Origin of the sequence: Paraburkholderia xenovorans, from assembly GCF_046030735.1 — a bacterium.
Lineage (GTDB): Bacteria > Pseudomonadota > Gammaproteobacteria > Burkholderiales > Burkholderiaceae > Paraburkholderia > Paraburkholderia xenovorans_A.
Genome location: NZ_JAQQBV010000028.1, coordinates 1 through 26,337, shown reverse-complemented (window position 1 = coordinate 26,337; position 26,337 = coordinate 1). Strand labels below are relative to the sequence as shown.

Genomic DNA, 26,337 nt, shown 5'->3' with positions numbered 1-26,337 from the left:
AAGAGGGTGCGCGAGCCGCGAAGGGCGGACGCGAATCAGGTGCCGATTCTGCTAAGCGGATGCTTAGGGAATGCTTAACTTCCAATTAAGCATTCCCTCGGCGTCGCTTCAGCTTTGCCTAAGGAAACGTTAAGCTTGCCCGGCGGACAATGCCGGCAAACTGAACAGAGGAGGCGCCATGCGGTTGTTGCTGGTCGAAGACGACGACATGATCGCGGAGACCGTGCTCGGCGCGATGCGTCGCGCCGGCTATGCTGTCGACTGGGCCGAGGACGGCCGTGCCGCGGAGTTGTCGCTCGATAACGGCGTCTATGATCTCGTGCTGCTCGATCTGGGCTTGCCGAAGAAAGACGGCATCGCCGTGCTCAACGCGTACCGCAAGAACGGCGGCGCGGCGCCCGTCATCATCCTGACCGCGCGCGACGCCATTGACGAGCGCATTCGCGGCCTCGACACGGGCGCTGACGATTATCTGATCAAACCCTTCGACCTCGACGAACTGGCCGCGCGCGTGCGCGCATTGTTGCGGCGGCGCACCGGCCAGAAGCAGCCGGTGTACGCGCACGGCGAACTCACGCTCGACCCGGCGGCGCACGAAGTCACCAAAGACGGCGTGCCGCTGCCGCTGGTGCCGCGCGAATTCGCGTTGCTACAGGCGCTGATCGAAGAGCCCACGCGTGTGTTCACCAAGGCCGAACTCGAAGAGAAGCTGTACGGTTGGGGCGAGGAAGTCGGCAGCAACACGATCGAAGTGCACGTTCACAGCCTGCGCCGCAAGATCGGCGCGGAGCAGGTGGTGACCGTTCGTGGCGTGGGGTACCGGTTGAAGAGGTGTGGATGACGTCGATTCGCCGCTGGCTGCTCGGCTGGCTGATTTTCGGCCTGGCGGCCGCCTCGATCGTCGCCGCGTACGGCATTTTTCACACGGCTCGCCTCGAAGCGAGCGAACTGTTCGACTATGAATTGCGCACTGTCGCGCTCTCGTTGCCGTCGAATCTCGCGGGCGCCGGCGAGGGTGAACATCGGAGTCCCGATCTCGGCGATCTGGCCGACGACCGCATCGTCATCGAAATCTGGGACCATGCCGGCAAGCTGATCTATCACTCGATGCAGGCACCGCTGTTGTCGCGCCAGTCGCCGGGCTTCAGTACGGTGGAACGCGGCGAACTGCATTGGCGCGCGTTCGGGCTGCAGAAGCCCGAACGCTATATCCAGGTCGCGCAGCCTGTTTCCGTCAGAGAAGACCTTGCGCTGCACCTGGCCGTGCATACGCTATGGCCGCTCGCCGTACTGGTGCCAGTGACGATCATCCTCGTGCTGCTGGTGGTCGCGCGCGGGCTCGCGCCGATCGGCGGCATTTCGCGGGCGCTGTCCACGCGCTCGATCCACTCGCTCGAACCCTTGCGGCTGGACGGCGACGTACCGGTCGAACTCAAGCCGCTCGTCGAAGCACTCAACGATCTGCTGCATCGTCTCGGCGAAGCCTCGCAGACGCAGCGCGTCTTTATCGCCGACGCCGCGCATGAACTGCGCTCGCCGCTCGCGGCGCTGAAATTGCAGTTGCAGGCGGCCTCCCGCGACGGCTCGCTGAAGGGGGAAGGGCAAACGCTGGAGCGGGTCGAGGGGCGCGTGAACCGTATCATCCACCTCGTACAGCAATTGTTGACGCTGGCACATGAGGACGCGCATCCGATGACGTCGATGGCGCCGACGAGCTTGCGGCGGATCGGCGAGCAGGTGGTGGGAGACCTTTCGCTGCTCGCGGAAACGAAGGCGATCGATCTCGGGCTCGAATGCGAAGGCGCGCGCGGCGACCCGGATGCCTACACGGTGCTGGCCGAACCGCATGCGATGAGCGTCCTGCTCGGCAATCTGGTCGACAACGCGATTCGCCATACACCGCACGGCGGGCGTGTCGACGTTATTCTGCGGCGTTCAGGCGAGCATGTCGGCTTCGACGTGGTGGACACCGGCGCGGGCATTCCGGAAGCCGAGATCGCGCGGGTTTTCGACCGTTTCTATCGCGGCGAGGACGCGCAGGGTGAGGGCAGTGGGCTGGGGCTCGCAATCGTCGCGCGCATTGCCGAGCGGCATCAGCTCGAACTGTCGCTGTGCAATAACGAAGGCCGTCCGGGCTTGAGGGCTTCGGTGTTCGGGCTCTCCGCCTGCGAGAGCGCCGTTCACGTGTGACATTACCGGATCGTAATCACGACGCACCGCGCTTGCCGGTATGATTTGCAGGTCAATGCAACGCGGAGCGTCAAAATGCGGATCCTGGTGATCGAGGACGAGCTGAAAACATCGGCCTACCTGAGAAAAGGCCTCGAAGAATCGGGCTACGCGGTCGACGTTGCGAACGATGGTCCGCAAGGGTTGATTCTCGCGCAGGAGGAAGAGTACGACGTGATCGTGCTCGACGTGATGCTGCCGGGCATGGACGGCTGGACGATCCTCAAGACGCTGCGCGGCAGCCGTACCACACCCGTGCTGTTTCTCACCGCGCGCGACGACATCGACGACCGGGTTCGCGGTCTCGAACTCGGCGCGGACGACTACCTTGTCAAGCCCTTCGCGTTCGTCGAGCTGCTCGCGCGGGTGCGCACGCTGGCGCGCCGTGGGCCGCCGCGCGAAAGCGAACTCATCAAGGTCGGCGATCTGGAAATGGACGTCAATCGCCGGCGCGTGAAGCGTGCCGGTACGCGCATCGATCTCACGCCGCGCGAGTTCTCGTTGCTGCAACTGCTGGCGCGCCGCCAGGGCGAAGTGCTGAGCCGCACGCAGATCGCATCCTATGTGTGGGACATGAATTTCGACAGCGACACCAATGTCGTCGAAGTGGCGATCCGCCGGCTGCGCACCAAGATCGACGACAACTTTCCGGTCAAACTGATTCACACCGTGCGCGGCGTCGGCTACGTGCTCGAAGTGAAGGACGCGGGTTGATGCGCGGCCGCTCGCTCGCCGCGACGCTCGCCGTCGCGTTCGGCGTGACCACGCTGGCGGTGTTCGTGATGGTCGGCAGTTATCTCTATCTCGCGCTCGAGCGGCAGATCAAGACCCAGGATAACCTGGACATCGTGCTGGCCGCTCGCCATGCGCGTCGGCTCGGCCAGGAACTGGACGCGGCGCCGGGCATCCGCGAGCACGGCGACCGGCTCATCAGCACCGTGCTCGGCAACGAGGCGATGTCGATGGAAGTGTTTGGCCCGGACGGCAAACGGGTGATCGAACACAATGCCGCCGAAGTGTTCGCGTCGTCGTCCGCTGTAGTCGAGAGCGCCGAACGCGCGGAACCCGTGGAGAACATTGCTTCAGGCAACGCCGCCGACGAGGCGAGCGAAGCCCGCGAAAGCAGCGCGCCGGCCGGCGTCGCCGCGCTTTCGGAACTGCCGCGGCTGGGACGCGTTCCGGAGGCGGCGCGCATCACCGAAACGGCGATCGGCGAATGGACTGGCCGCAACGGCGCGCCCATTCGCGGCATTCTGGCCGACGTGCGGTTGCGCGACGGCACCACGGCCAGCGTACTGATCGCGCGCAACATGAGCGACCGCTGGCGCCTGCTGGACCGTTACCGCGACGAACTCAACCTCGCGGGCGCGGCCGGCGTGCTGCTTGCGATTCTGCTGAGTTACCTGCTGATCCGCGCGGCGCTCAAACCTTTGCGCGATATCGCCGCGAGCGCGAGCCTGGTCACGGTCAACCGCCTGAATACGCGCATCTCAGTGACGCGCGTGCCGAGCGAACTCACCGCGTTGGTGAGCGCATTGAACGCGATGCTGGAGCGCGTCGAATCGGGATTTCAGCGGCTATCGCGTTTCACCGCCGATCTGGCGCACGATATGCGCACGCCGCTCGGCAACATGCGCGGCGCGGCCGAAGTGGCGCTCGCCCGGCCGCGTGCGGTGGACGAATACGAGGCGCTGATCGAGTCGAATCTGGAAGAGTGCGATCGCCTGTCGCGCATGATCGAAAACGTGCTATTTCTCGCACGCGCCGAACATCCACAGTTCGTCAAACACATGCGTGAATTCGATGCCGCTCAGGAATTGACGCATATCGCGGACTACTTCGAAGGCATCGCCGAAGACGCGCAGGTCGCGATCCGCGTGAGCGGCGCCGCGTCGCTCACCGCCGACCTGGAATTGTTCAGGCGCGCCGTGAGCAATCTGCTCGCCAACGCGATCCGCTACACGTCGCGCGGCGGCGAGATCTCGCTGGATGCCGGCGCGAGCGGCGATGAAGTGAGGGTCACGGTGTCGAACGAGGGGCAGCCGATCGCCGCCGAACATCTCGAACGCATCTTCGACCGTTTCTACCGCATCGACCCGTCGCGCAGCGCGTTGCCCTCGGCGGGTTTGTCGCAAGGTTCGACCGGTTCGACGGGGCTCGGCCTCGCCATCGTGCGCACGATCATGGATTTGCACGGCGGCGCGGTGCGCGCCGAAAGCGACGCGCAGAGCACGCGCTTTATTCTCACGTTCCGGCGCGCCGCGTAACAGGTGCGGCGGCGTCCGGCTGTGTTGCTTCCCGCCCTTGTGTTGCGGCCGCGGTTGTGGCGTCAGTTCCGGCGTCATGCCATGTGCCCCCCAGCGCCTTCATCAACAACACGCTCGCTTCCAGTCTGCGCGCCGCGATCTGCTCCGCCGTGCGCTCGTTCGTCAGCGCGATGGTCTGCGCGGTCACTACATCGAGATAGCTGACCGCGCCCGCGTTGAAGCGGTTCGTCGTGAGGCGCAGCGCCAGTTCGGCGGCGCGGCTTGCGCGCTGCTGGCTGACGGCTTCGTCGGCGAGCGAGTTCAGCGCGGACAGGTTGTCCTCGACCTGCTGGAACGCCACTAGCACCGACTGCCGATAATCCGCAACCGCGCCGTCGTATTGCGCGGTCGCGCCGTGCAGCGTTGCGGTGCGCTTGCCGCCGTCGAACAGGGTGCCGACGAGTTGCGGCCCAATCGACCAGAACAGGCTCGGCGCGGTGAGCCACGGCGCGAAGAAGCTACTTTCCAGCCCGGCGCTCGCGGACAGCACGAGGTCCGGGAAAAACGCCGCGTGCGCGACGCCGATTTGCGCGTTGGCAGCCGCCACGCGCCGTTCGGCGGCGGCGATATCGGGCCGCCGCTCGAGCAATTGCGACGGCAGGCCGACGGGAATAGCCGGTGGCGCAATTGCCGGGCCGTCCGGCGGCAGACTGAAGCTCGACGCCGGTTCGCCCACCAGCGTCGCGATGGCGTGCTGCATCTGCGCTCGGCTCACGTCGATGTCGGTGTCCTGCGTGCGCGTCGCTTCGAGTTGCGTGGTGGCCTGCGCGACTGCCGAGGCGTCGATCGCGCCGTCCTTCAGTTGCTGTTGCAGCAGCTTCAGCGCAGCGGCGTAGGCGTTCACGCTGTCGTCGAGCAGCTTTTTCTGCGTGTCGAGTGAACGCAGAGAGAAGTAGTCGACGGCGAGATCGGCGCTCATCGACAGACGTACCGCTTCGAGATCCGCGGCGCTCGCGTCGGCATCGGCCTGCGCGCCCGTCGCGCTGTCGCGCACGCGGCCGAACAGATCGGGCTCCCAGCTCGCCGAGACGCCTGCCGAATAGTCGGGCACGGTCTTGCCCGCGAGCGACTTGCCTTCGACGTTCTGCGAGGTCCGTGAGCGGTTCTGCGCGGCGCCGACGCTGATGGTCGGGAAGAATCCGGCGCGCTGATAGTCGACTAGCGAACGCGCCGCTTGCACTTGCGCAACGGCCTTGCGCACGGTCTGGTTCGACACGTCGATGCGCGTTTCGAGCTGGTCGAGCACAGGATCGCCGAAGACGGTCCACCACGGGCCGCGCGGCGCGGCATCGGCGGGCGCGGCCTGCGCCCAGCCCGGCGTCGCGCCCGCGAACCGGCTGGGCACGGCGGCCGTGGGGCGCTGGTAGGCGGGCAGGGTCGAGCAGGCGGCGAGCGCGCCGACCAGGGCGGCAACCGATGAGCGGCGCAAAAGCTGGCGCAAAAGCGGACCCAAAAGCGAACAGATGATTGGAAGCCGGCGCGAGAGCAACGGCGAACGAAAACGGGACATGGGCAAGTTCCTCACGATCACGGGCATTCAGCCACGAGCGGCCGGCACGATCTGCACGGCCTGTCCGGCGGTGAGCGAATCGCCGGGGGTATCGATCACGCGATCGGTGGCGGCGAGCCCGGTGGTGATCTCGACGTGCGTGCCGAAATCGCGGCCGATCTGCACGGTCTTCAGCGCCGTGCGGCCGTTGCCGTCCACCACCGCGACCGTCACGCCGCTGGCACGGAACAGCAGCGCACTGACCGGCAGATCGAGTGCCGGCGTCGCTGATTGCAAAGCCAGATGCACCTGCGTATAGGCGCCGGGCAGCAGCGCGCCGTCGCCGTTGTCCACATCGACTTCGACACGCATCGTACGGCTCGCCGGATCGATCGAGCCCGTGCTGCGCGCGACCCGCGCGGCAATGTGCCGGCCGGGATATTGCTGCGCCGTGAGATACACGCCGGTGTCCGGCATCACGTACGGCGCGTCGTTCTGCGGCACGTCGACGAACACGCGCAGCACGCCGGTCTGCTGGATATGAAACAACTCGCCCGACATGCCGCCGGTGCCGGGCGTGCCGCCCGCCGTCACCAGCGCGCCGACGTCGACGTTGCGCGCGGTGATCACGCCGTCGAACGGCGCAGTGATCTTTTCGTACGACACGAGTTCGGCCAGATGGGCGACGTTTGCCTGCGCCGACGCCAGCATCGCGCGGCGCGCTTCCATGTCGTTGGTCTTTGCGTCGGCGTCCTGTTGTGCAACCGACTGCGTTTTCAGCATCTCCTGCCAGCGCTGCGCGGTGGTTTTCGCATAGTCGTAATTGGCCTGGGCGGTGGCTTCGTCGGCGCGGGCCTGGCGCAGTTGCGCGTCGAGTTCCGGCGCGTCGATGATGGCGAGCGTCTGGCCGCTTTTGACGTGCGCGCCGATATCGCTCGTCCAGTGCGCCAGATAGCCGCTCGTGCGTGCGTAGATCGAGGCTTCCGCGAACGGCGTCACCGCGCCCGGCAGCAGCAGTTCGTTCACCGCCGGCGCGGCGCGCGGCGTAATCACGGCGACGCTCAGCGCGCTTTGCGCCTGAGTCTGCTGCGTGAGCGCGGCGCTCGCGTAGAGACGCGGCACGATGCCCGCGAGCAACAGCGCGGCGGCCACGCCGGCCAGCGCCAGCGGCCAGCGGTGTCGGCGCGGCATTGGAGTTTGGCCGGCAGCGGGCTCGGCCTGTTGCGCGGCGGTTTCCGCAGCGCGCGTGGACTGCCCGGTGCGTTCGTCGAGTTCGGGCGGCAAAGTGGAGTCGTTCATCGGAAGGCTCTCGTCGGAATCAGTGGGTGCGGGCGGCAACGCCGGCTTCCTGTTGGCTTTGGCGGGCGGCGCGACGCTTGTCGAGCCGCGCATGCACCATGCCGTAGACAACCGGCACGAACAGCAGCGTGGAGACGGTGCCGATTGCAAGACCGCCGATCACCGCGCGGCCGAGCGGCGCATTCTGTTCGCCGCCGTCGCCGAGACCGAGCGCCATCGGCAGCATGCCGATCAGCATTGCGAGCGCGGTCATCAGAACCGGACGGAAGCGGCTGAAACCTGCTTCGAGCGCGGCCTGCAAGGGCGGCTGGCCGGCGTGATGAAGCTCGCGCGCGGTGTTGATCACGAGAATGCTGTTGGCGGTGGCAATGCCGATGCACAGAATGGTGCCGGTCAGAGCCGGTACGCTCAGCCGGGTGCCGGTGCTGAACAGCATCCACGCGATGCCCGCGAGCGATCCGGGCAAGCCGCTGATGATAATCATCGGGTCGAGCCACGACTGAAAATTGACGACCATGAGTAGATAGACGAGGGCGATCGCGAACACCATGCCGCTCGCGAGGCCGGTGAACGAGTCGTTCATCGCCTGCACCTGGCCGCGCACGACGATTGACGCGCCCGGCGGCAACTGTGGCCGTATCTGATCGACGAGATGATTCACGTCGGCGGCAACGCCACCGAGATCGCGGCCCTGCGCCGACGCGAAAATATCGAGCACCGGCTGCACGTTGTAGTGCGATACGACGGCCTGCTGCGTGCCGCGCGACAGCGTGCCGAGCGCGCCGAGCAGGTTTTGCGGCGCGGGACGGTCGCCATTGGCCGCGGCCGTGGTCGCGTTGCCGCTCGACGCCACCGGAATATTCGCGAGCGATTGCAGCGAGTCGATGTCGTACTGCGGCGTCATGGCGACGAGCGGATAGCTAACGCCGTTCTTAGGATCGAGCCAGAAATTCGGCGTGGTCTGCGAACTGCCGGAGAGCGCGATCAGCAGATTCTGCGACACCTCGCGTTGCTGCAAGCCGGCCTGGATCGCGCGAGTGCGGTCCACGTTCACGTTGATCGCGGGTGCGTCTCCCGGCTGCTGGATGCGCGCGTCGACGAGACCGCGCACGCTGCGCAGTTGCGCGAGCAGTTTGTCGGCGACCACGCGGTTGGCGTCGAGCTTGTTGCCGACAATCTGGATATCGATCGGCGCGGGCAGGCCGAAGTTCAGAATCTGACTGACGATATCGGCGGGCAGGAACGCGAAACTCACGTTCGGAAAATCCTTGGTGAGCGTGTTGCGCAGCGTCGCGACGTACGCAGCCGTAGGCTTGTGTTTCGAGGCAAGCGTGATCATCACGTCGGCGTCTTCGGGGCCGATCGGGTCCGAGGAATCGTAGGTCAGGTTGATGCCGCTTACCGGCACGCCGATGTTGTCGAGCATCGCCGCCAGTTCCTGTTGCGGGATCACACTGCGCACGCGGGCCTCGACTTCGTCGGTGAGGCGCGCGGTGTCTTCGATTCGCGTGCCGGTGGGCGCACGCAGATGCAGGCGGATTTCGCCCGTGTCGACCGCAGGGAAGAAATCGCGGCCGGCGAACGGCACCAGCGCGAGCGAGCCGACGCACAACAGCAGGAAAATCGCGACGAAGCGGCGCGGACTCGCGATCGCCGCGGCCAGCACACCGCGATAACTTTCGCGCAGCCGTTCGAAGCGTTGTTCGAAGGCCGCCTGAAACCGCACGAGTCGCGCGATCGGTCCGTTGCCCATGACTGGCGCTTTGCTGCGCGCGCGCATCAGATACATGGCGAGTGTCGGGACCAGCGTGCGAGAGAAGAAGTACGAGGCGATCATCGCGAACACCACCGCTTCGGCGAGCGGCACGAACAGATAGCGCGCCACGCCCGAGAGCAGAAACATCGGCACGAACACGATGCAGATGGAGAGCGTCGACACGAAAGTCGGCACCGCGATCTCGCCCGAACCGTTCAGGATCGCATCGTGCAAAGGCTCGCCGTTCTCCAGGTGATGCGTGATGTTTTCGATCGCGACGGTGGCGTCGTCGACGAGAATGCCCACGGCGAGCGCGAGTCCGCCGAGCGTCATGATGTTGATGGTCTGGCCGAGCGCCGCGAGCGCGATCAGCGAAGTCAATACCGCGAGCGGAATCGACACCGCGATGATGAGCGTCGCGCGCCAGCTGCCGAGAAACAACAGGATCATCAGCGCGGTCAGGCAGGCGGCGATCAGCGCTTCGCGCGCCACACCCACCACCGCCGATTTGACGAACACCGACTGATCGGACAGCGCCGTAATGTGCAGCGCGTCCGGCAAACCAGCGGCGATATGCGGCAGCATCGCCTTGACCTGCTGGATGATGGTGAGTGTCGAGGTGCTGCCGGATTTTTCGATGGTGAGGAGCGCCGCGCGCTTGCCGTCGCTGCGCACGATGTTGGTTTGCGGTGCATAGCCGTCGCGCACGTGGGCCACGTCGCGCACGTACACCACGCCGCCGGCCACGGTTTTGACCGGCAGATCGTTCAGCGCGGCGACGGTGTCGGTACTGCCGTTCATCTGCACGTTGTATTCCTTTGTGCCGATCTTCGCGGTGCCGCCCGGCAGGATCAGATTCTGCGCGTTGACGGCGTTGACCACGTCGAGCGGCGCGAGGCCTTTTGCCTGCAACGCGCGCGGATCGATATCGATCATGATCTGACGGACCTTGCCGCCGAACGGCAGCGGCACGGACGCGCCTTGCACCGTCGCCAGTTGCGTGCGGATCTGGCTGTTGCCGAGGTCGTAGAGTTGCTGTTCGGATAGCGTGTTGCTGGAGAGCCCCAGTTGCAGGATCGGTACCGTCGACGCGTTGTACGTGATGATGTTCGGCGGCAGCGTGCCCGGCGGCAACACGCGCAGAATCGACGCGGAGTTTGACGCGGCTTCGGCGATCGCGCGGTTGATGTCGGCGCCCGGATGGAAAAAGATTTTCACCACGGATACGCCGTTCAGCGATTGCGACTCGATGTGCTCGATATCGTCCACGTCGGAGGTCAGCGCGCGCTCGTAGTTCGACGTGATGCGGCTCGCCATGTCCTGCGCGGAAAAACCGTTATACGACCAGACGATGCTGACCACCGGAATGTCGATGTTCGGAAAGATGTCGGTCGGCGTGCGCAGTATCGCTAGCGGGCCGACGATGAGGATCAGCACGGCGAGAACCACGAATGTGTAAGGCCGGCGCAGCGCGAGCTTAACGATCCACATGGCGGATTCCTGAAAAGAGGCAGACGGAAGCGCCCGTCGAGTTCATGGCGACGGACGGCGCATGGCATGCGCTTCGTATGTCAGGAGTGTGATGGGAGAGGGCTTACCGTCCCCGGTCCGGTAGATTACAAGTCTGTTATCTGCGCAAGCGGGGGAGGCGAACGTCAGGCAGCGCTCGCAGCCGGTTTTCGCCGCCGGCCGCGCCCGGCACACGGCGTGCGCGGCCGGCGCTAAAACGGCGAACTTCCTTAAGGTTCTCTTAAGGAGCCATCGCCGATAGTGCCCGATTGCCGTCCGACTCCCTCGCAGCCGATCACCGGATCAAAACCGCGTGCGCGCGGCCGATGCGAGGTGGCCGGATCATCGATTCTCTGCCGCGACACAGCCTATGCATACTCACACGATCCTGGAGCGGGTCGGCTTGCGACCGACTTATCCCCGCATACTGGCGCTCGATTTCTTCCGTGCGAATCCTCACGACCACTTCAGTGCTGAGCAGATCTACCGGCTTCTCAATGGGGACGAGCGCAATATCAGTCTGGCCACGGTATATCGTCTACTCGCACAACTCGTAGACGTGACGCTGCTGTCGAGTGCGGTATTCGGCGAAAGTCGCATGGTCTACGAATTGAATAAAGGCAAGCCGCACGATCACATCGTCTGCACCGAATGCGGCCAGATCGAAGAGTTCTTCGATCCCGAGATCGAGGCGCGCCAGAAAGCAATTGCGGAGACGCATGATTTCGCGCTGACGGCACGGCAATTCGTTCTGTTCGGCGTTTGCCCCGCATGCAGAAAAGCGGGCGCGTAATTGAAGATTGTCCAATCGCGCGGTGCGTTCATGCGTTCACGAGATCAGTGCGACGCCGGCGGTACGCCACTTTGCGCGGCTTGCGCAGTGTTCGTGCTGCCATCGCTAGCCCCCGCGTGCTGGATCGCATAAATTTCGCGATTACGCGCGATCGCTTGTGCGGACGGCGGATAGTCGGCCTTCGGCGTCGGCACAAGGCCGTCGGCGAGCGCTTCGGCGAGTTGCGCCCGCACGTCGGCGCGCGTGAGCGCCTGCGACGAAGACTGGGCGAAAGCATTCGCTCCGAACGACAGACTCAGGACGGTACAAGCAAAAGCAGCGAGCAGTTTCATGATGATTCTCCGACGGGTTGGAATGAATGACAGGTGCCACAGTCACCATTCTTGTCATTCCGGTTGTCGGCGTGCTGACTCTGCAATTACGGTTCTGTTAACTGCGCATGGCTCGAAGAGCGACGGTATTCTTCACGAAAAAAACGCTCGCGGCATTCCTGCCCCGCGACTGCCCAGCGAGCGTTTTTCAGTCGTCGAAAATCAGCTTCAATCAGTCAGCTCGCGGAGCTTCACTCATAGAAATTGAGCGTCAGCATCGCCGAGCGGCCCGGTGCCCACGTCGCGTAGATCGGGTAGGCCGACGAGAAATACTTCTTGTCGAAGATGTTCTGCACGTTCAATTGCAGATCGACGGTCTTCGATACGCGGTAGGTTGCCATCGCGTCGAAGCGCGCATAGCCCGGCGTCCATTTGCGCGTCGTGGCCGAGACCGACGCATAGGTCAGACTCGAAATCGTCGCACCGCCGCCGATCGACAGCTTCGGCAATACGTTGTAGTAGGTCCACAGCGTGAAGTTGTGCTTGGGCACCATCACCATCGGCAGGCCGGATGCCGTCGGGTTCGCGGCACCCGCGTCGATCGTGATCGCGTCGAGGTACGAGTAGCCCGCGAACACGCTCCACTTGCTGGTCAGATTCCCGGCCGCGCCGAGTTCGACGCCGCGCACGCGCTGTTCGCCGGCGTTGACGGTGCCGCCCAGACCGTTGCTCACGCGCGCATTGGTTTTGTCGGTCTGGAACAGCGCCGACGTCAGCGAGAGCCGTTGATCCAGCACGTCCCACTTGGCGCCGACTTCGATGTTGCGCGCGCGCTCCGGCGAGAGATCCTGATTGGTCGCGGTGAGCTGGTCGTTGCCGCCGCCGATGCCCGCGTTGGCGCCCGGCGGATTCGCCGACGTGCCGTACGACGCATACAGGCTGACCGTCTGCACCGGCTTGAAAACGAGGCCGAACTGGTAGCTGAACAGATTCGAGTTATTGGTCAGGTCGCGCGCGCCAGCCTGGATCGCGGTCACGTCGTAGCGATCGAAACGCAGCCCCGCGTTGAAGATCCATTGCTCGGCGAGCTTTACGCTATCGAACAGGTAGGCCGACGCGATGTTCGTCTGCGTGTGCGTGGCCGCACCGGGGAAGCTCTTGTCGCCGTTCAGCAGCACGCTGCCGGTCCACGGGTTGTCTGGATTCCAGCCGCCGTACAGCGTCGTACAGTTGTACGCGACGGAGCAGGGGCCGCCCGAGCGGATATTGTTGCCCGCGCTGTCGCTCACCAGATAGCCTTCGTACAGGCTCTTTTCGTGATTGAATTCGACGCCGCCGGTCAGCGTGTGCTGCATGCCGAGCAGCGTGGCCTTGCCGGTGAGTTCGGTCTGATTGGCGACGCTGTTGGTCGCGTATTTGCCGCTCTTCGCCTGCAGGCTGATGACGTTCGTGTTGGCGTTCTGGAACTGCGGATTGGTGGCGATGTAGTCGAGCGTGGAGCGGCCGAACATGGTGGTGTTCTTCAGCTTCCAGTCGTTCGCGAAACGATGCTCGATGCGCACTTCGCCGGTGTCGGTCTGACCGCGCCGGTAGTCACGATTGTTCAGGCCGAAGAACTGGCCGCGATCGGCATTGGCGGGCGTGCCACCTGTCGAACGGAACGGCACGCTGAAGTCCGGCATGTCGTAGCTATTCAGGTGGTAGTAGCTCAGCGTGACCGTGGTCGGGCTGTTCAGCCCAAACGCCACCGACGGCGCGACACCCCAGCGCTTGCTGTAGATGTCCGTGCGACCCGCCTGGTCCGCGTCGTGGCCGAGCACGTTCAAACGTACGGCGGCGTCGTCGCCGAACTTGTGATTCGCGTCCAGTGTGATGCGTTTGTAGCTGTCCGTGCCGACGCCCACGCTGCCGTTCACGAAATTTTCGTTCTTCGGCGTCTTGGTGACGATGTCGATACTGCCGCCCACCGCGCCGCGGCCCGCGTAGACCGAATCCGGGCCCTTGATCACGTTGATCTGTTCGATATCGAAGGTCTCGCGGTTCTGCACGCCGTCGTCGCGCATGCCGTCGACGAAAATCGAGTTGCGCGATTCGAAGCCGCGAATCACCGGGCGATCCGCCGACGGATTGGCTGCCGCGTCGCCGCCGAGAAAGGTGATGCCGGGGACTGTCTTCAAGGCGTCGGCGAAAGTCGTCGCATTGGTCTGCTTGATCAGTTCTGCGGGGATCACGGTCACGGAGCGGGGAGTATCGAGCAACGGCGCCGTGAATTTATACGAAGGGACCGTTTTGGCTTGCATGTCGGAAGACGATGTCACGACCACGGCGGGGAGGGTAGCGGAGCTCGAGGTCTGAGCTGCGTTGGTGTTTGCGTCCGTTTGGGCGAAGGCGGTGGCCGGAATCAGGAAACTCGAGCAATACACGGCTGCTACGGACGCGAGCGAACGCGGCCGCGTCTTAAAGAGGGCGGACATAAGGTGTCAGGGCGAAGTACGAAAATGCGGATCCCGTATCCCGGAAGACCGTTAGAGGGAGGCCTTTCCGCGATTCCGAGCTGGGAGTTACAGATGCTTAAATGTAAATGCGTACCGTTCTCATTTGCGTTGTTGTGGATTGTAATGAGTAGAAATGGAGATGTAAACAAATATTGAAAATCGGGAGTCGGTGATAGATCGAGGCGCGTGGTTGAGGCGATCTGGCAAGCGGTGTCGTGTCATCAGTTGGTTGATCTGATGCACGCTTAGCTGCAGCCGTTCGGCCGCCAGGACGGTCGTCAGGCGATGCTGGACGACCGATTCGATGATCTTCACGCGCTCAAGCTCGTGCATGCTGATCGTGATGAATCCACGTCCGTTCATGGTGCGGCTCCAGGCTGGCTGTGATGCCGCAGCATGCGCTACAGCCGCCGGCCCGGAGCCGGGAACCGGACATTTCTAATGAGCCAGAGAGGATCAACGCAAAGTTGATATGAAATCGCCTACCGCCAAAGCCTTATGCCAGCGCGATCGAGACGGAATTACATGCAAACTTTAGGTGCAGATTGGCGCGGCGTTTGAGCTACGTCCGTGGGCAACCCACCTAAAGTTTGACAACGTCCGCTCGATCATGAGAGCGCGCCTGCATCTTGCTGTGTCGAAAAAATGCGACGGCGTTGAGCCGGACAACGTTGACGGCTATGCGAACCACACCGGCTTTCCGCTTATGAATCAGGACCAGTACAACTACAACACGTTTCTGGCCAGCGAAGCACACCTTCGGAATCTCGCGGTTGCTCTGAAGAACGATGTGGACCAGCTAAGTCTGCTTCAGCCGTCGTTCGATTTTGCCGTCAATGAACAATGCCACGAGTTGGGCGAGTTGGGGGGGATACGGTATTTACGTCAAACAACAAGCCCGTGTTGAATGCGGAATACGCGACGGAATATCGTACGGCGGCCGGGCAGAGTACGCTCTGCACCGCGGCACGCACAGCCAACATCCGCAGCCTCGTGCTGGCGCAGGAACTCGACGACAGTTATCGGTTCAGTTGCGACTGATTCCGAATCGCAACCGACGGTTTCTCACTCATACGTGCTTCCCTGGAGCCATAGCATAGGCGTGGCATCTTACGCGTAGCTACTTCGCTCGGTTACCTGCTTTCTCGTTCTTAGAAAACAATTGCGAAACCACGCCGCTGCTTTGTCCTCCTGGGCTCTGGGATGCCAGGCCATCGCGAGACGAAACGGCGGCATGTCGAACGGCAATTCGACCAGATCTACCAAAGCGCTATATCGCTGTAGCAACTGCCTCGGCAACGTGGCTACGCCGTCCGTCTGCGACAGGATTAGAGCCACCTGGTTGTAGTTCGGGACCGTAGCTACCACATTTCGGCGCCGCTCAAGTGTCGCAAGCAAATCGTCGACTGGGGTGCAGAAATCAGCTCGCGCAGACACCACGACGTGCGACAGACTGCAATATTCTTCGAGGTCAGGCGCATGCAGGCCTCGTGGATGCGAACGCCGCTGCGCCAGAGCGAAGTCGTCGCTGAGCAGAAATCTGGACTTGAGGGTCGGTGGCATCTTCGTGATGTCACCCAGGACAAGGTCAACTTCACCTTTGGCCATGCGCTCTACCAGATTGCCATCGGAAGCCGGAATGACCGCCATGCGTAAACCGGGGTTTCGCTGTCGCATCACTTCCACCATGACATCCAGACCGAGAATGGTGAAGACGCTGTCGTTAGCAGCCGCGACGAACGTTCTGGACGATAAGGTCGGGCTGAACTCGCGCACCTCCGCCACGGCCTCACGCAGTTGCGAAAGCGCCTGTGCCAGCCGAGGCCGTAGTTCCAGCGCGCGCTCTGTCGGAGCCATACCGCGCCCGGTTTCGGAGGGAACTAACAACGGATCCTGGAACAATTCTCTCAATCGCGACAGATGACCGGACACGGTCGACTGGCTGACGTGCATCCTGCGCGCCGCCCTGGTCACATTCAGATCGGTGAGCAACGCATCCAGCGATATCAGCAACGGCAGGTCCGACCGCTTTATGTCCATATTTTCGATACCTCCTATCGGAACAAACGACTCACAGTTGGGGCAGTTCGCCCTTTACTCTTCAAGCAGGGAACCGACGAAGAAACCCGCTCGAATCTCTTTCTCCATGGATTGTCCGCGGTCTGAGCCGGCACCTGCCGATACAGCCTGTCGGCAGGCCAGGCCATAGCGCATTTTTTAACGATTAAATACAGAACCACTATGACGAATATCACGAAGAAAATTGCCGTGATCACCGGCGCTAACAAAGGCATCGGCTTTGAAACCGCACGACAGCTCGCTCGCGAAGGATTTCATGTCATTGTCACCGGTCGCAACCTGCAGGCTGCGCAACAAGCTGCGGGTGAGCTTACGGAAAACGGCTTGAGTGCGGAAGCGCTTTCTCTGGATGTCACGAACGAAGCGTCGATTGTCGCCGCGGTTGCCGCGGTAGAACGACGCCATTCTAGACTCGACGTACTGGTCAACAACGCGGGCGTCATGCTCGACGCGTTCGACAAGACCCCATCGCAGCAGCCGCATGAAGTCTGGCACAAAACCTTCGACACCAACCTGTTCGGCGTGGTTGAAGTCACGAATGCGTTCCTGCCACTTCTGAAGCAGTCGAGCGCCGGTCGCATCGTAAATGTATCGAGCATTCTCGGTTCAATGGCTGCCAATGTCGATCCCTCGTCGACGTTCTACAGCTTCAAGATCCCCGCGTACAACGTCTCAAAGACTGCGCTCAACGCGTGGACGGTCCATCTCGCCTACGAACTGCGCGACACCGCTATCAAGGTGAATGCCGCCCATCCTGGCTTCGTCAAGACCGACCTGCACGGCGTCGACGCACCGTTGTCACCTGCAGAAGGTGCGCGCACGAGTGTTCAGCTCGCCATGTTGCCGGATGACGGCCCCACGGGATCTTTTTTTCATGAAGGAACCGTTCAGCCCTGGTAATCAATGTCGTCAAAAACCTCCTGCAAAGACGGGAGTCTGTCATCGGAATCTGGACGGACGAACGTAGCAGGATGGATTTTTCGACGAGCATTCCCGCCTCATCCGTTTCATCAGCTTTGGCGCTCCAAATTAAACGCGACGATGCTTCATACAAACAAAACCTATCAGATAGGTGACGTGACCGTCACCAAAATCGAAGAAATGCGGTTGAACGTGGCGCCACCGTCCTTTCTTTACCCCGATTGGGAGGCGGAAGAATTGGATCCCAATCTGCATTGGCTTACGCCGAGCAACATGGATGCCGCAACGGGCAACCTGATTCAGAGTGTCCACACCTGGCTCGTCCGCACCCGGCGACACACGATCCTGATCGATACCGGTTCCGGTAACGACAAGGAACGGCCGCAGAACACGATCTTCCATCGCCTTCAAACGCCTTATCTGAAACGCCTGGCGGCGGCGGGTGTGCAACCTGAGGACGTCGACTTCGTTCTACATACGCATTTGCACGTGGATCACGTCGGATGGAACACGCGACTCGACGGCGGCCGCTGGGTGCCGACCTTTATGAACGCGCGGCACGTCTTCTCGCACGCTGAAGAGGACTACTACAGCAGCCCCGCGAGCCACAACCAGGTCAACGTGCCAAGTCTGGGCGTCTACGAAGATAGCGTCGCCCCCATCATCGAGGCCGGCCACGCGGAGCGCATCAGTAACGACGGCGGGGCTTACCTCGACAACTTCGTGTTCCACCCTTCGAAAGGGCACAGCATTGGCCACATGTCGATCGAATTACGCTCTGCGGGACAGGAAGCACTGTTTAGCGGGGACGTCATGCATCATCCGTTGCAGGTCGTGCGCCCGGACTGGAACTCGGTTTTTTGCGAGTGGCAGAACGAAGCGAAGACGTCTCGCCGATGGGCGCTCGAGCACGCGGCGGATCGCAAGATGCTCTTTTTTACCCCTCACTTCGCCGAAACCTCCGTCGGCTACGTGACACGGCGTGGCGACCGCTTCGAGTGGCGCTACGAATGAACCTCGAGGAATGAGACACATGACAAAAACTTACGCTCTGAACGGCATCGAACTCGTCTTCGAGGAGTTGCGCGTGCCAACCGGCGAGGCCGGCATTGAGCTATATGTGCGCAACAAGCGCCCCGCCAACCTGGTCCGCGGTTCTTCGGCTCGCACCATAGTGATGGTGCACGGAGCGACCTTCTCGTCGGGCAGTCTCTATGACGTTCCGTTTAACGGCATGTCGTTCCTCGACTTCCTCGCAGCGGCAGGATACGACGTTTATGCACTCGACGTGCGCGGCTATGGTCGGTCCACCAAACCACCCGAAATGGAATCGCCGGCAGACCTGTCTCCTCCCTTGGTGGCGACCGATACCGGGGTATCCGACTTCGGGATCGTGATCGATTACGTGCTGGCACGGTGCGGAATCGGACGCGTTTGCGTATTCGGCATGTCATGGGGAGGCACGGTGGCGGCCGCGTACACGAGCCGCCATCCGGACAAGGTCGAAAAGCTGGCATTGCTCGCGCCCCAGTGGTTGAGCGATAAACCTATTCCGATCGATACGGGTGGCCCTCTCGATGCCTACCGATTGGTGCCGGTGCGCGAAATCAGGGCGCGCTGGCTGAGCACCGTTCCGGAGCAGGGTCGCGCAACGCTGATACCGGAAGGCTGGTTCGATCAGTGGGCTGACTTCACGTTGGCCGAGGATCCGTGGAGTAGCAGCCGTACACCCGACCGGCTGCGTGCGAGCAACGGACCGATCCAGGACATCCGTGACTACTGGCGCGCCGGCCGCAGGTATTACGAGCCGGCGGATATTCGGGTTCCCGTGCTGTTGGTGCACGCAGAGTGGGATGTCGACGTGCCGATAGATCTTGCGCAGGCGCTGTTCCTCGAACTAACAAGCACACCGTATCGCAAATGGGTAGAAATTGGCGAAGGCACGCACCTCGTGCTGCTTGAAAAAAATCGGCTTCTTGCGTTCGATGCGATTCGCGAATTTCTCGACAGGAACTTCGAGCCAGAGAAAGCGGCGTCTGCCTGGCAGCAGTAGTCCAGTAGACATCAGAGCAGAGGGAGTCACTCTTCCCCGCAATCTTCCGCTCATTTCAGCGGCGCAGCTGGGTTCGTGAGTCGTTGTTGTTGACGTACTATCTTCGTACGGCCTTTGACCTCGAACCCTCAAAGGTTTCCGGTTCAGTTAACAAGTGGATAGCTGATATAGAACTCGCTGGCGATTTTCCAGCTTCCGCCGATCTGGAGTAGATGTATTACCTTCCAGCCGTAGCTTCCGTCTCCTGCGGCATCTGCAGTGGTACATTAGAAGGGAAGGAATTCAAAGTGATCTCTCCAGCGGTCATAGGCCCGATAGAAAATGCAGGCAAAGCGCAGCTTTGTCGTGGCACTCAGACGACAGCAAATCCAACTGCTGGAAGGCACCCTTGACAAGCAGGTTTCGTGAGGTAATCACGATCGTCCATGTTTGATCACGATATGGTTAGTACGACAACTAATATTCAACCGAACGAGACTCTCATTGTTGGACTGTGACGTGGTGCGGGATGAAGTGGCTCGCGCGGATGGGCACCTTAATCGGGAGCAGGGCGCGTAGGCTTCATCGTCATTCCCTTGCGTGACTTTAACCAATAGCGCTTTCATGAACGAATCGGGCGCGCAACTGGCATGTGGGGCATACCAGTTCATCAGAGCGACCGCGACATCGACTGTGATGCCAATGCTCGTCGCGGCCCCCAAGTGCACTGGATCAGATGCGCTGATGGTGCTTACTGCAATTCGCCCGCCAGTTCGGGCACAACCGTGAACAGATCACCCACCAGACCATAATCGGCGACGCTGAAAATCGGTGCCTCCGGGTCCTTGTTGATCGCGACGATCACCTTCGAGTCCTTCATCCCGGCCAGATGCTGGATCGCACCCGAAATGCCGACGGCCACGTACAGTTGCGGAGCGACGATCTTGCCGGTCTGGCCGACCTGATAGTCGTTCGGCACGAAGCCCGCGTCGACGGCCGCGCGCGATGCGCCCAGCGCTGCGTTCAGCTTGTCGGCCAGCGGCTCCAGAACCTTGGTGTAGTTCTCGCCGTTGCCCAGACCGCGGCCACCCGAGACGATGATCTTCGCCGAGGTCAGTTCCGGACGGTCCAGCTTCGTCACTTCACGGCTCACGAATGCAGAGAGGCCGCTGTCTGCCGCCGCCTCGATCTTCTCGACCGTCGCGCTGCCTCCTTCTGCCGCGACTGCGTCGAAACCGGTCGAGCGCACCGTGATGACCTTGATCGGATCGTGCGATTGAACCGTTGCGATCGCGTTGCCGGCATAGATCGGACGCTCGAACGTGTCGGCGCTGTCCACTGCCGTGATGTCGCTGATCTGCGCGACGTCCAGCTTCGCGGCGATGCGCGGCGCGATGTTCTTGCCGTACGCAGTGGCCGGCGCGAGGATATGCGTGTAGTCCTTCGCGATGTTCAGCACCGTCGCTTCGACGTTTTCCGCGAGACCCGCTTCGAGTTGCGGCGCGTCGGCCAGCAGCACCTTGCTAACGCCTGCGATTTTCGCCGCCGCATCCGCCGCCGCCTGCGCGTTGTGCCCGGCCACCAGCACGTGAATGTCGCCGCCGATCTTCTGCGCCGCTGCAATCGTGTTCAGCGTCGCGGCCTTGATCGACGCGTTGTCGTGTTCTGCTATTACCAGATTCGTCATTTGCCCTGTCTCCTTACAACACCTTGGCTTCGGTCTTCAGCTTCTCGACCAGCGTCTTCACGTCCGGCACCTTCACACCAGCGGAGCGCTTCGGCGGCTCGACAACCTTCAAGGTCTTCAGGCGCGGCGTCACGTCAACGCCCAGGTCTTCCGGCTTGACGACTTCCAGCGGCTTCTTCTTCGCCTTCATGATGTTCGGTAGCGTCACGTAGCGCGGCTCGTTCAGGCGCAGATCGGTGGTGACCACGGCCGGCAGCGTGAGCGACAGCGTTTCGGCACCGCCATCCACTTCGCGCGAAACGGTGGCCTTGCCGTCAGCCAGGACTACCTTCGATGCGAACGTCGCTTGCGGCAGATTCGCCAGCGCAGCCAGCATCTGACCGGTCTGGTTCGAATCGTCGTCGATCGCCTGTTTGCCGAGGATGATCAGTTGCGGCTGTTCCTTGTCGACCAGCGCCTTCAGCAGCTTGGCGACCGCCAGCGGTTGCAGTTCTTCGGCAGACTCGATCAGGATCGCGCGATCCGCGCCGATTGCAAGCGCCGTGCGCAGCGTTTCCTGCGATTGCGTCACACCGGCCGATACGGCGATCACTTCGGTCGCCACGCCCGCTTCGCGCAGACGCACCGCTTCTTCAACCGCGATTTCGTCGAACGGATTCATCGACATCTTCACGTTCGCGATGTCGACGCCCGTGCCGTCCGATTTCACCCGGACCTTCACGTTGTAGTCGACCACTCTTTTGACTGGCACCAGGATTTTCATGCAGATCTCCTTGAATTGATAGTCGACGCCTGCACGAACTGTGCGGCGTCAGGGATACGGATCAGTTGATCGTCACGCCGGCTTGCTTCAGAAGCGGCATAGATTTCTCGAGGTTCCGGCCCGACGTTCCGGCTGACTTCACGTCTTCATCGACGACGGGTCCGAGCGCTTTCTGCGCTTTCTCGCCAGGGACGAGCTTTGGAATGATTGAGACGTTGGCACCGAACAGACCACCGTCGCGTAGATTTGGACCGTACCGTAGCAGCGAGACGCAAGACAGCGTCAAACGACACCGTCGGCCTTCAACCGCGCGAGCCGTTCGTCCGACAACCCGAGCAGCGACTGAAGAACGTCCTTCGTGCCTTCCCCGAGTTGCGGCGGTGCGCTTCGTACCGGCAAGCGCGTACCGTCGAAGCGATAGGGCGGAGCGAGGACAGGCGTGCTGCCGACTTCCGGATGCGGCTGTGTCGTCACGAGCCCGGCATTCTTTGCACGCTTCGAGGAGAGCGCCTCGTGAAGGCCGAGTACTTCGCCACATGGAATGCAGGCCTGAGTCATGCGCGCAAGCAATACTTGGCGTGGTCGCCGAGCAATCTCGCGGTTGAGTTCGGGTATGAGAACCTCGCGATTCGCCGCGCGACCGATGTTCGTCTGGAACCGCTCGTCTTCGGCGAGATCGGGGCGTTCGATTACCTCGCGACAGAAACGCATGAACTGGCCGTTGTTGCCGACGGTGATGACCAGCGGTCCATCGGCCGCGCCGAATACGCCGTAGGGCACGATCGACGGATGCGCGTTGCCGTAGCGCGGCGGGTCCTCGCCCATGAGCAGTGCTTCCAGGCCGTAGTAAGCGGTGATCATCAGGCCGCAATCGAACAGCGCCATTTCGATGTGGTGTCCTTTACCGGTCTTCTGGCGCTCGAACAGCGCTGCGAGTACCGCCTGGGCGGAATACATCCCGGTGAACAGGTCGACGGCGGCAATGCCGAACTTCAAAGGCGGCTGATCGGCTTCACCGTTTAGCGCCATCAACCCGGCCTCGCCCTGAATCACGAGATCGTAGCCGGGACGCGCAGCTTCCGGCCCAGTGCGGTCGTAGCCGGAAATCGAGCAGTAGATCAGGTCCTCGTGCTCCTGCTTCAGTTGCTCGTATCCGAGGCCCAGCTTCTCCATGCCGCCGAACTTGAAGTTCTGGATCACGACATCGCTCCTTTGCGCCAGCTCGCGCGCGATCTGCTGACCGTCGGCGGTTTGCAGGTCGAGACTCACCGAGCGCTTGTTGCGGTTGACGCTGTTGAAATAGGCAGTCTCGGTCGAGCCGACTCGCAAGCCCCAATCACGGGTATCGTCGCCGCGTTTCGGGTGCTCGACCTTGATGACTTCGGCGCCGAGGTCGCCCAGTACCATGCCGCACCACGGTCCGGCAAGTACACGGGAGAGATCGAGCACACGAACGCCGGCGAGCGGCAGCGAGGAAATCAGGTTCGACATGGCGAGTCCAGATTGACAGGGTGATGGGGTTAGTGGCGAGGAGGTCACTTCTAATGTGACTGTGTAGTCACCCAGCGACGCAGGGCGAAGAAGTCGGCCTGATGAATATCCGCCGCAGACACCGGTTCACGGTCCTGCCGCCATCGCGTCTGGCCAAGTGATTAACGTAAACCCTTCTCTCATTTTTAAGTTTGTCATCATAATAATATAACAACAAATAAATGAATGCTAGATTTGGCTCCCCGCAGAAGCTGGTTTTGCCCATGTCACGTAAACGAACGTCATCGATGTCCCCTATCTTCAGGAAGTGTCACGCATGGCCTCTTCAATTGAATCGTCTTACACCACCTCCGCTCATTCAGGCCCCACGGACCCGAACGGTCCGACAGGGAAATTGGCGACATGGCTTGCATCTGTACAGCTCGACAACATCCCCGAACGGGCGCTAGAGCGCGGCAAATACCTGACGCTTGACGGGTTGGGGTGCGCGCTCGTAGGCGCGCAATTGCCCTGGTCGAGAAAGGCGGTGGAACTGGTAAGCGCGCTCGAAGGTGGTGGGAACGCGAGCCTGATCGGGTGGGGAAAAAGCGTCAGCGCGCCTGCGGCGGCGCTGCTTAACGGCACCTTCGTACAGGGTTTCGAACTCGACGACTTTCATCCGTTGGCGCCGCTGCATGCCGCATCGGTTGTGCTGCCGTCGCTCTTTGCCAGTGCAAGCTTGCTTGGTCCGGTCACCGGCGAACGGTTCCTGCTTGCCGCGATGTGCGGCTATGAAGTGGGACCTCGCGTTGGCCTTGCATTGCACGGCTCGCAGATGTTGTCGCGCGGTTGGCACTCGGGCGCGGTCTTCGGCACGCATGCAAGCGCTGCGGCAGCCGGTAAGCTGCACGGTCTGAGCGCTGCTGCGTTCGAAGATGCGCTTGGGCTAGCCGGCACGCAATCCGGCGGACTGATGGCGGCGCAATTCGAAGCTATGTCCAAGCGCATGCATCACGGCTTCGCGTCACGGGGCGGCCTCTATGCCGCGGCGCTGGCGGCGGGCGGATATACCGGCATCAAACGGGTCTTCGAGCGCGAATATGGCGGTTTCCTCTCGACGTTCGGCGAGGGTCACGATCCGGACGCGTCGCAGATATCGGCCAACCTTGGCGCGAAGTGGGAGACCGAGGCATATGTGATCAAGCGTTACTCCGCAATGGGCGCGCTGCTTGGTCCGATTAGCGCAGTGCTTGAGATCCAGCAGCAGCGCGCCACGACTGCAACCGACATACTGAAGATCGAGCTTGATTGCGCAAGCGCGTCGTTCCACCACGGCGGCTGGCAGGCGCACAAGCCGCTGACCCCGATCGGCGCGCAAATGAACATGGCCTACGCGGTCTCAATTGCAGCCCTCGACGGCGCCGCGCTGATGAAGCAGTTCAGCCCCGAGCGCGTCAACGCCGCCGATGTATGGGAATTCATGAAGAAGGTCACGGTCCGGCACGAAGAGGCATTCGACGGGGATGGCCCGCTTGCCCGCGGAGCCGTGCGGATCCGTACTACGTTTACTGACGGCAGCCATGAAGAACAACTGCTGCGACATCCGCGAGGCCGTCCACTGGACCACGTGTCGAACGAAGTCATTGTCGATAAGTTCCGTGCGCTGACAGACGGCGTGATCGACAAGCCGCGCCAGCGGCGCATCGAGGAACTTGTGGTGGGTATGGAGCGGCTCGATGACATCGCCGAACTGATCGAAGTGCTTGCACCACCCGTAACGGACGCGCTTGCATAGAACCGACGTGGATAGCTAAAAATACAGATGGAGGAGCCAATGTCATCGACACACAATTCGATCGGATCGCCCGTCGGTGCGACCGATATAGACCAGATACGCGTAATCGAGGCGAATGAAACCACTGGCATGATCGGCGCTCGGCTTGACCGCTTGCCAGTGTCGCGATCCGTCTGGATGCTGGTGCTGCTGATCTCACTCGGTGGTTTCTTTGAATTCTACGAATTGTTTTCGACCGCCTACATTGCTCCGGGCATTATCCGATCGGGTGTTCTGACGGCTACCACAACGAACTTCCTGAGCATGAGCGGCATAGCGAGCTTCATTGCAGCGGCGTTCACAGGATTGCTCGTCGGCACGCTGTTCTTCGGGGCAATCGCGGACAAATTCGGGCGGCGTTCGGTATTCACGTTTGCGTTGCTCTGGTACACCGTGTCTGCGGCGATCATGGCGTTCCAGACGACAGCACTCGGATTGAACTTCTGGCGCTTCATGGTCGGGATCGGCTTGGGGGTCGAGCTGGTGACCATCGACAGTTATTTGAGCGAGATCGTCCCTAAACATATTCGCGGACGTGCGTTTGCTTTTAACCAGTTCATCACCTACCTGGCGGTGCCGGTTATCGCATGCCTCGCCTGGCAGCTTGTGCCTCTTGCACCGTTCGGTCTCGATGGGTGGCGCTGGGTCGTACTCATCGGTTCAGTGGGAGCCGTCGCGATCTGGGTGATTCGCAGGCGTATTCCCGAAAGTCCGCGCTGGCTCGCGGCGCACGGCGAATCGAAGAAGGCTGAGCTGATTGTGGCAGAGCTCGAGCGGCGGCCCGAGCGGGAAACCGGCAAGCCTTTGCCGACGCTGGAAGCGGTCACTTGAATCGCTAGCGACCTGAGTAGTCAGATCCAGGTCGCCGCAATGGTGACCTGGGTCTATAACGACGCATTTGCAATGTGCGGGCTGGCCATCCGCGCCGAGCGAACCGGACGGCGTAAATCTGAACGAGGCGTCGCTTACGTCAGTATGACTGGTCCTGCAGGCGAAGCGTATCGCGCACCGACTTTACGCCACCGACCCGCCGCGCCGTTTCCACTGCGAGAGGAATCTGCGCCATATCGGTGACTGTGCCAGATAACGTCACGTTACCATCCGATGCCTTGACGAATATACCGCTCGGGTCGAGGTGAGACGTATGTGCCAGCGCTTTGAGCACCTGCTTCGACAACGTGCGATTGGCCGCGCGCGCCGCTTTCGCGGACGGTGCTGATGCCCCTACGTCCGGTGTCCGCATGGAAGCGTTGCTGGTTGCATTGCTGACGGGCTGCGCATACGCCGCAAGGGCGGCTATGGCCAGCGCTACCGCCGGCGGGATCTTGATCAGGTTCAACAGGTTCATGAAGGTTCCTTTCGAG

The 26,337-nt window shown here is 62.0% G+C and carries 21 protein-coding genes and 1 pseudogene; 11 read left to right on the top strand and 11 right to left on the bottom strand.

The features are described from left to right. Positions 1-178 precede the first annotated feature (178 nt). The 4 genes from PQQ51_RS24630 to PQQ51_RS24615 all read left to right on the top strand — a co-directional run bounded on the left by PQQ51_RS24630 (position 179) and on the right by PQQ51_RS24615 (position 4,496). Complete coding sequence (locus tag PQQ51_RS24630; RefSeq protein WP_408499476.1) at positions 179-841, top strand: response regulator; 663 nt, start codon at positions 179-181, stop codon at positions 839-841. Continuing rightward, positions 838-2,190 (top strand): ATP-binding protein, encoded by a 1,353-nt coding sequence (locus PQQ51_RS24625; RefSeq protein ID WP_408499475.1) that lies wholly within the window; start codon positions 838-840, stop codon positions 2,188-2,190. The genes PQQ51_RS24630 and PQQ51_RS24625 overlap by 4 nt, the downstream gene beginning before the upstream one ends. A gap of 75 nt (positions 2,191-2,265) precedes the next feature. Beyond that, positions 2,266-2,943 (top strand): heavy metal response regulator transcription factor, encoded by a 678-nt coding sequence (locus PQQ51_RS24620; protein WP_408499474.1) that lies wholly within the window; start codon positions 2,266-2,268, stop codon positions 2,941-2,943. Continuing rightward, the gene (locus tag PQQ51_RS24615; protein ID WP_408499473.1) at positions 2,943-4,496 is read left to right on the top strand and encodes a heavy metal sensor histidine kinase; all 1,554 of its coding nucleotides are present in this window, start codon (positions 2,943-2,945) and stop codon (positions 4,494-4,496) included. The genes PQQ51_RS24620 and PQQ51_RS24615 overlap by 1 nt, the downstream gene beginning before the upstream one ends. Here PQQ51_RS24615 and PQQ51_RS24610 read toward each other — a convergent pair. From PQQ51_RS24610 to PQQ51_RS24600, 3 genes are read right to left on the bottom strand one after another with little or no spacing between them, the layout of a single operon-like run. Beyond that, positions 4,474-6,045: an efflux transporter outer membrane subunit gene (locus PQQ51_RS24610; protein WP_408499472.1), complete on the bottom strand. Its 1,572-nt coding sequence runs from the start codon at positions 6,043-6,045 to the stop codon at positions 4,474-4,476. The two genes, PQQ51_RS24615 and PQQ51_RS24610, sit on opposite strands and share 23 nt — an antisense overlap. Positions 6,046-6,072: 27 nt before the next feature. After that, a complete protein-coding gene (locus PQQ51_RS24605; RefSeq protein WP_408499471.1) occupies positions 6,073-7,323 on the bottom strand; it encodes an efflux RND transporter periplasmic adaptor subunit in 1,251 nt (416 codons plus the stop codon). Between the two features lie 19 nt (positions 7,324-7,342). Further along, complete coding sequence (locus PQQ51_RS24600) at positions 7,343-10,570, bottom strand: efflux RND transporter permease subunit (protein WP_408499470.1); 3,228 nt, start codon at positions 10,568-10,570, stop codon at positions 7,343-7,345. Positions 10,571-10,901: 331 nt separating this feature from the next. On the opposite strand from PQQ51_RS24600, the gene PQQ51_RS24595 reads away from it, so the two are divergent. Next, complete coding sequence (locus PQQ51_RS24595; RefSeq protein ID WP_408499469.1) at positions 10,902-11,381, top strand: Fur family transcriptional regulator; 480 nt, start codon at positions 10,902-10,904, stop codon at positions 11,379-11,381. Between the two features lie 44 nt (positions 11,382-11,425). On the opposite strand, the gene PQQ51_RS24590 is transcribed toward PQQ51_RS24595, so the two are convergent. The 3 genes from PQQ51_RS24590 to PQQ51_RS24580 all read right to left on the bottom strand — a co-directional run bounded on the left by PQQ51_RS24590 (position 11,426) and on the right by PQQ51_RS24580 (position 14,550). Further along, positions 11,426-11,713: a DUF4148 domain-containing protein gene (locus PQQ51_RS24590; protein WP_408499468.1), complete on the bottom strand. Its 288-nt coding sequence runs from the start codon at positions 11,711-11,713 to the stop codon at positions 11,426-11,428. 230 nt (positions 11,714-11,943) lie between these two features. Beyond that, positions 11,944-14,166 carry a TonB-dependent receptor gene (locus tag PQQ51_RS24585; RefSeq protein WP_408499467.1) on the bottom strand — a complete coding sequence of 741 codons (2,223 nt, stop codon included), beginning with the start codon at positions 14,164-14,166 and terminating at the stop codon, positions 11,944-11,946. A gap of 120 nt (positions 14,167-14,286) precedes the next feature. Continuing rightward, entirely contained in the window at positions 14,287-14,550 is a 264-nt protein-coding gene (locus PQQ51_RS24580; RefSeq protein WP_408499466.1) for a hypothetical protein, read from the bottom strand. 175 nt (positions 14,551-14,725) lie between these two features. On the opposite strand from PQQ51_RS24580, the gene PQQ51_RS24575 reads away from it, so the two are divergent. Further along, positions 14,726-15,094 (top strand): endo alpha-1,4 polygalactosaminidase, encoded by a 369-nt coding sequence (locus tag PQQ51_RS24575; protein WP_408499465.1) that lies wholly within the window; start codon positions 14,726-14,728, stop codon positions 15,092-15,094. 203 nt (positions 15,095-15,297) lie between these two features. On the opposite strand, the gene PQQ51_RS24570 is transcribed toward PQQ51_RS24575, so the two are convergent. Continuing rightward, on the bottom strand, positions 15,298-16,227 hold the full coding sequence (locus tag PQQ51_RS24570) for a LysR family transcriptional regulator (RefSeq protein WP_408499464.1): 930 nt from the start codon (positions 16,225-16,227) through the stop codon (positions 15,298-15,300). 201 nt (positions 16,228-16,428) lie between these two features. On the opposite strand from PQQ51_RS24570, the gene PQQ51_RS24565 reads away from it, so the two are divergent. The 3 genes from PQQ51_RS24565 to PQQ51_RS24555 all read left to right on the top strand — a co-directional run bounded on the left by PQQ51_RS24565 (position 16,429) and on the right by PQQ51_RS24555 (position 19,240). After that, positions 16,429-17,166, top strand: coding sequence for an SDR family oxidoreductase (locus tag PQQ51_RS24565; RefSeq protein ID WP_408499463.1), 738 nt, complete (start codon positions 16,429-16,431; stop codon positions 17,164-17,166). A 141-nt stretch (positions 17,167-17,307) separates the two neighbouring features. Then, the gene (locus PQQ51_RS24560) at positions 17,308-18,201 is read left to right on the top strand and encodes an MBL fold metallo-hydrolase (protein ID WP_408499462.1); all 894 of its coding nucleotides are present in this window, start codon (positions 17,308-17,310) and stop codon (positions 18,199-18,201) included. A gap of 19 nt (positions 18,202-18,220) precedes the next feature. Continuing rightward, positions 18,221-19,240 (top strand): alpha/beta hydrolase, encoded by a 1,020-nt coding sequence (locus tag PQQ51_RS24555; protein ID WP_408499461.1) that lies wholly within the window; start codon positions 18,221-18,223, stop codon positions 19,238-19,240. A 730-nt stretch (positions 19,241-19,970) separates the two neighbouring features. Here the strand turns inward: PQQ51_RS24555 and PQQ51_RS24550 are convergent. The 3 genes from PQQ51_RS24550 to PQQ51_RS24540 all read right to left on the bottom strand — a co-directional run bounded on the left by PQQ51_RS24550 (position 19,971) and on the right by PQQ51_RS24540 (position 23,160). Then, complete coding sequence (locus tag PQQ51_RS24550) at positions 19,971-20,906, bottom strand: electron transfer flavoprotein subunit alpha/FixB family protein (RefSeq protein WP_408499460.1); 936 nt, start codon at positions 20,904-20,906, stop codon at positions 19,971-19,973. A 13-nt stretch (positions 20,907-20,919) separates the two neighbouring features. Continuing rightward, a complete protein-coding gene (locus PQQ51_RS24545; RefSeq protein ID WP_408499459.1) occupies positions 20,920-21,669 on the bottom strand; it encodes an electron transfer flavoprotein subunit beta/FixA family protein in 750 nt (249 codons plus the stop codon). A gap of 282 nt (positions 21,670-21,951) precedes the next feature. Continuing rightward, the gene (locus PQQ51_RS24540; protein ID WP_408499458.1) at positions 21,952-23,160 is read right to left on the bottom strand and encodes a CaiB/BaiF CoA transferase family protein; all 1,209 of its coding nucleotides are present in this window, start codon (positions 23,158-23,160) and stop codon (positions 21,952-21,954) included. Between the two features lie 316 nt (positions 23,161-23,476). Here PQQ51_RS24540 and PQQ51_RS24535 point away from each other — a divergent pair, with 316 nt between their 5' ends. Both PQQ51_RS24535 and PQQ51_RS24530 read left to right on the top strand, forming a co-directional pair. Continuing rightward, a complete protein-coding gene (locus PQQ51_RS24535; protein WP_408499457.1) occupies positions 23,477-24,934 on the top strand; it encodes an MmgE/PrpD family protein in 1,458 nt (485 codons plus the stop codon). 39 nt (positions 24,935-24,973) lie between these two features. Further along, positions 24,974-25,783 (top strand): annotated as a pseudogene (locus PQQ51_RS24530) (MFS transporter); the annotation flags it as partial. Positions 25,784-25,943: 160 nt separating this feature from the next. Here PQQ51_RS24530 and PQQ51_RS24525 read toward each other — a convergent pair. Next, the coding region (locus tag PQQ51_RS24525; RefSeq protein WP_408499456.1) for a BON domain-containing protein at positions 25,944-26,337 on the bottom strand (394 nt) is incomplete at its 5' end.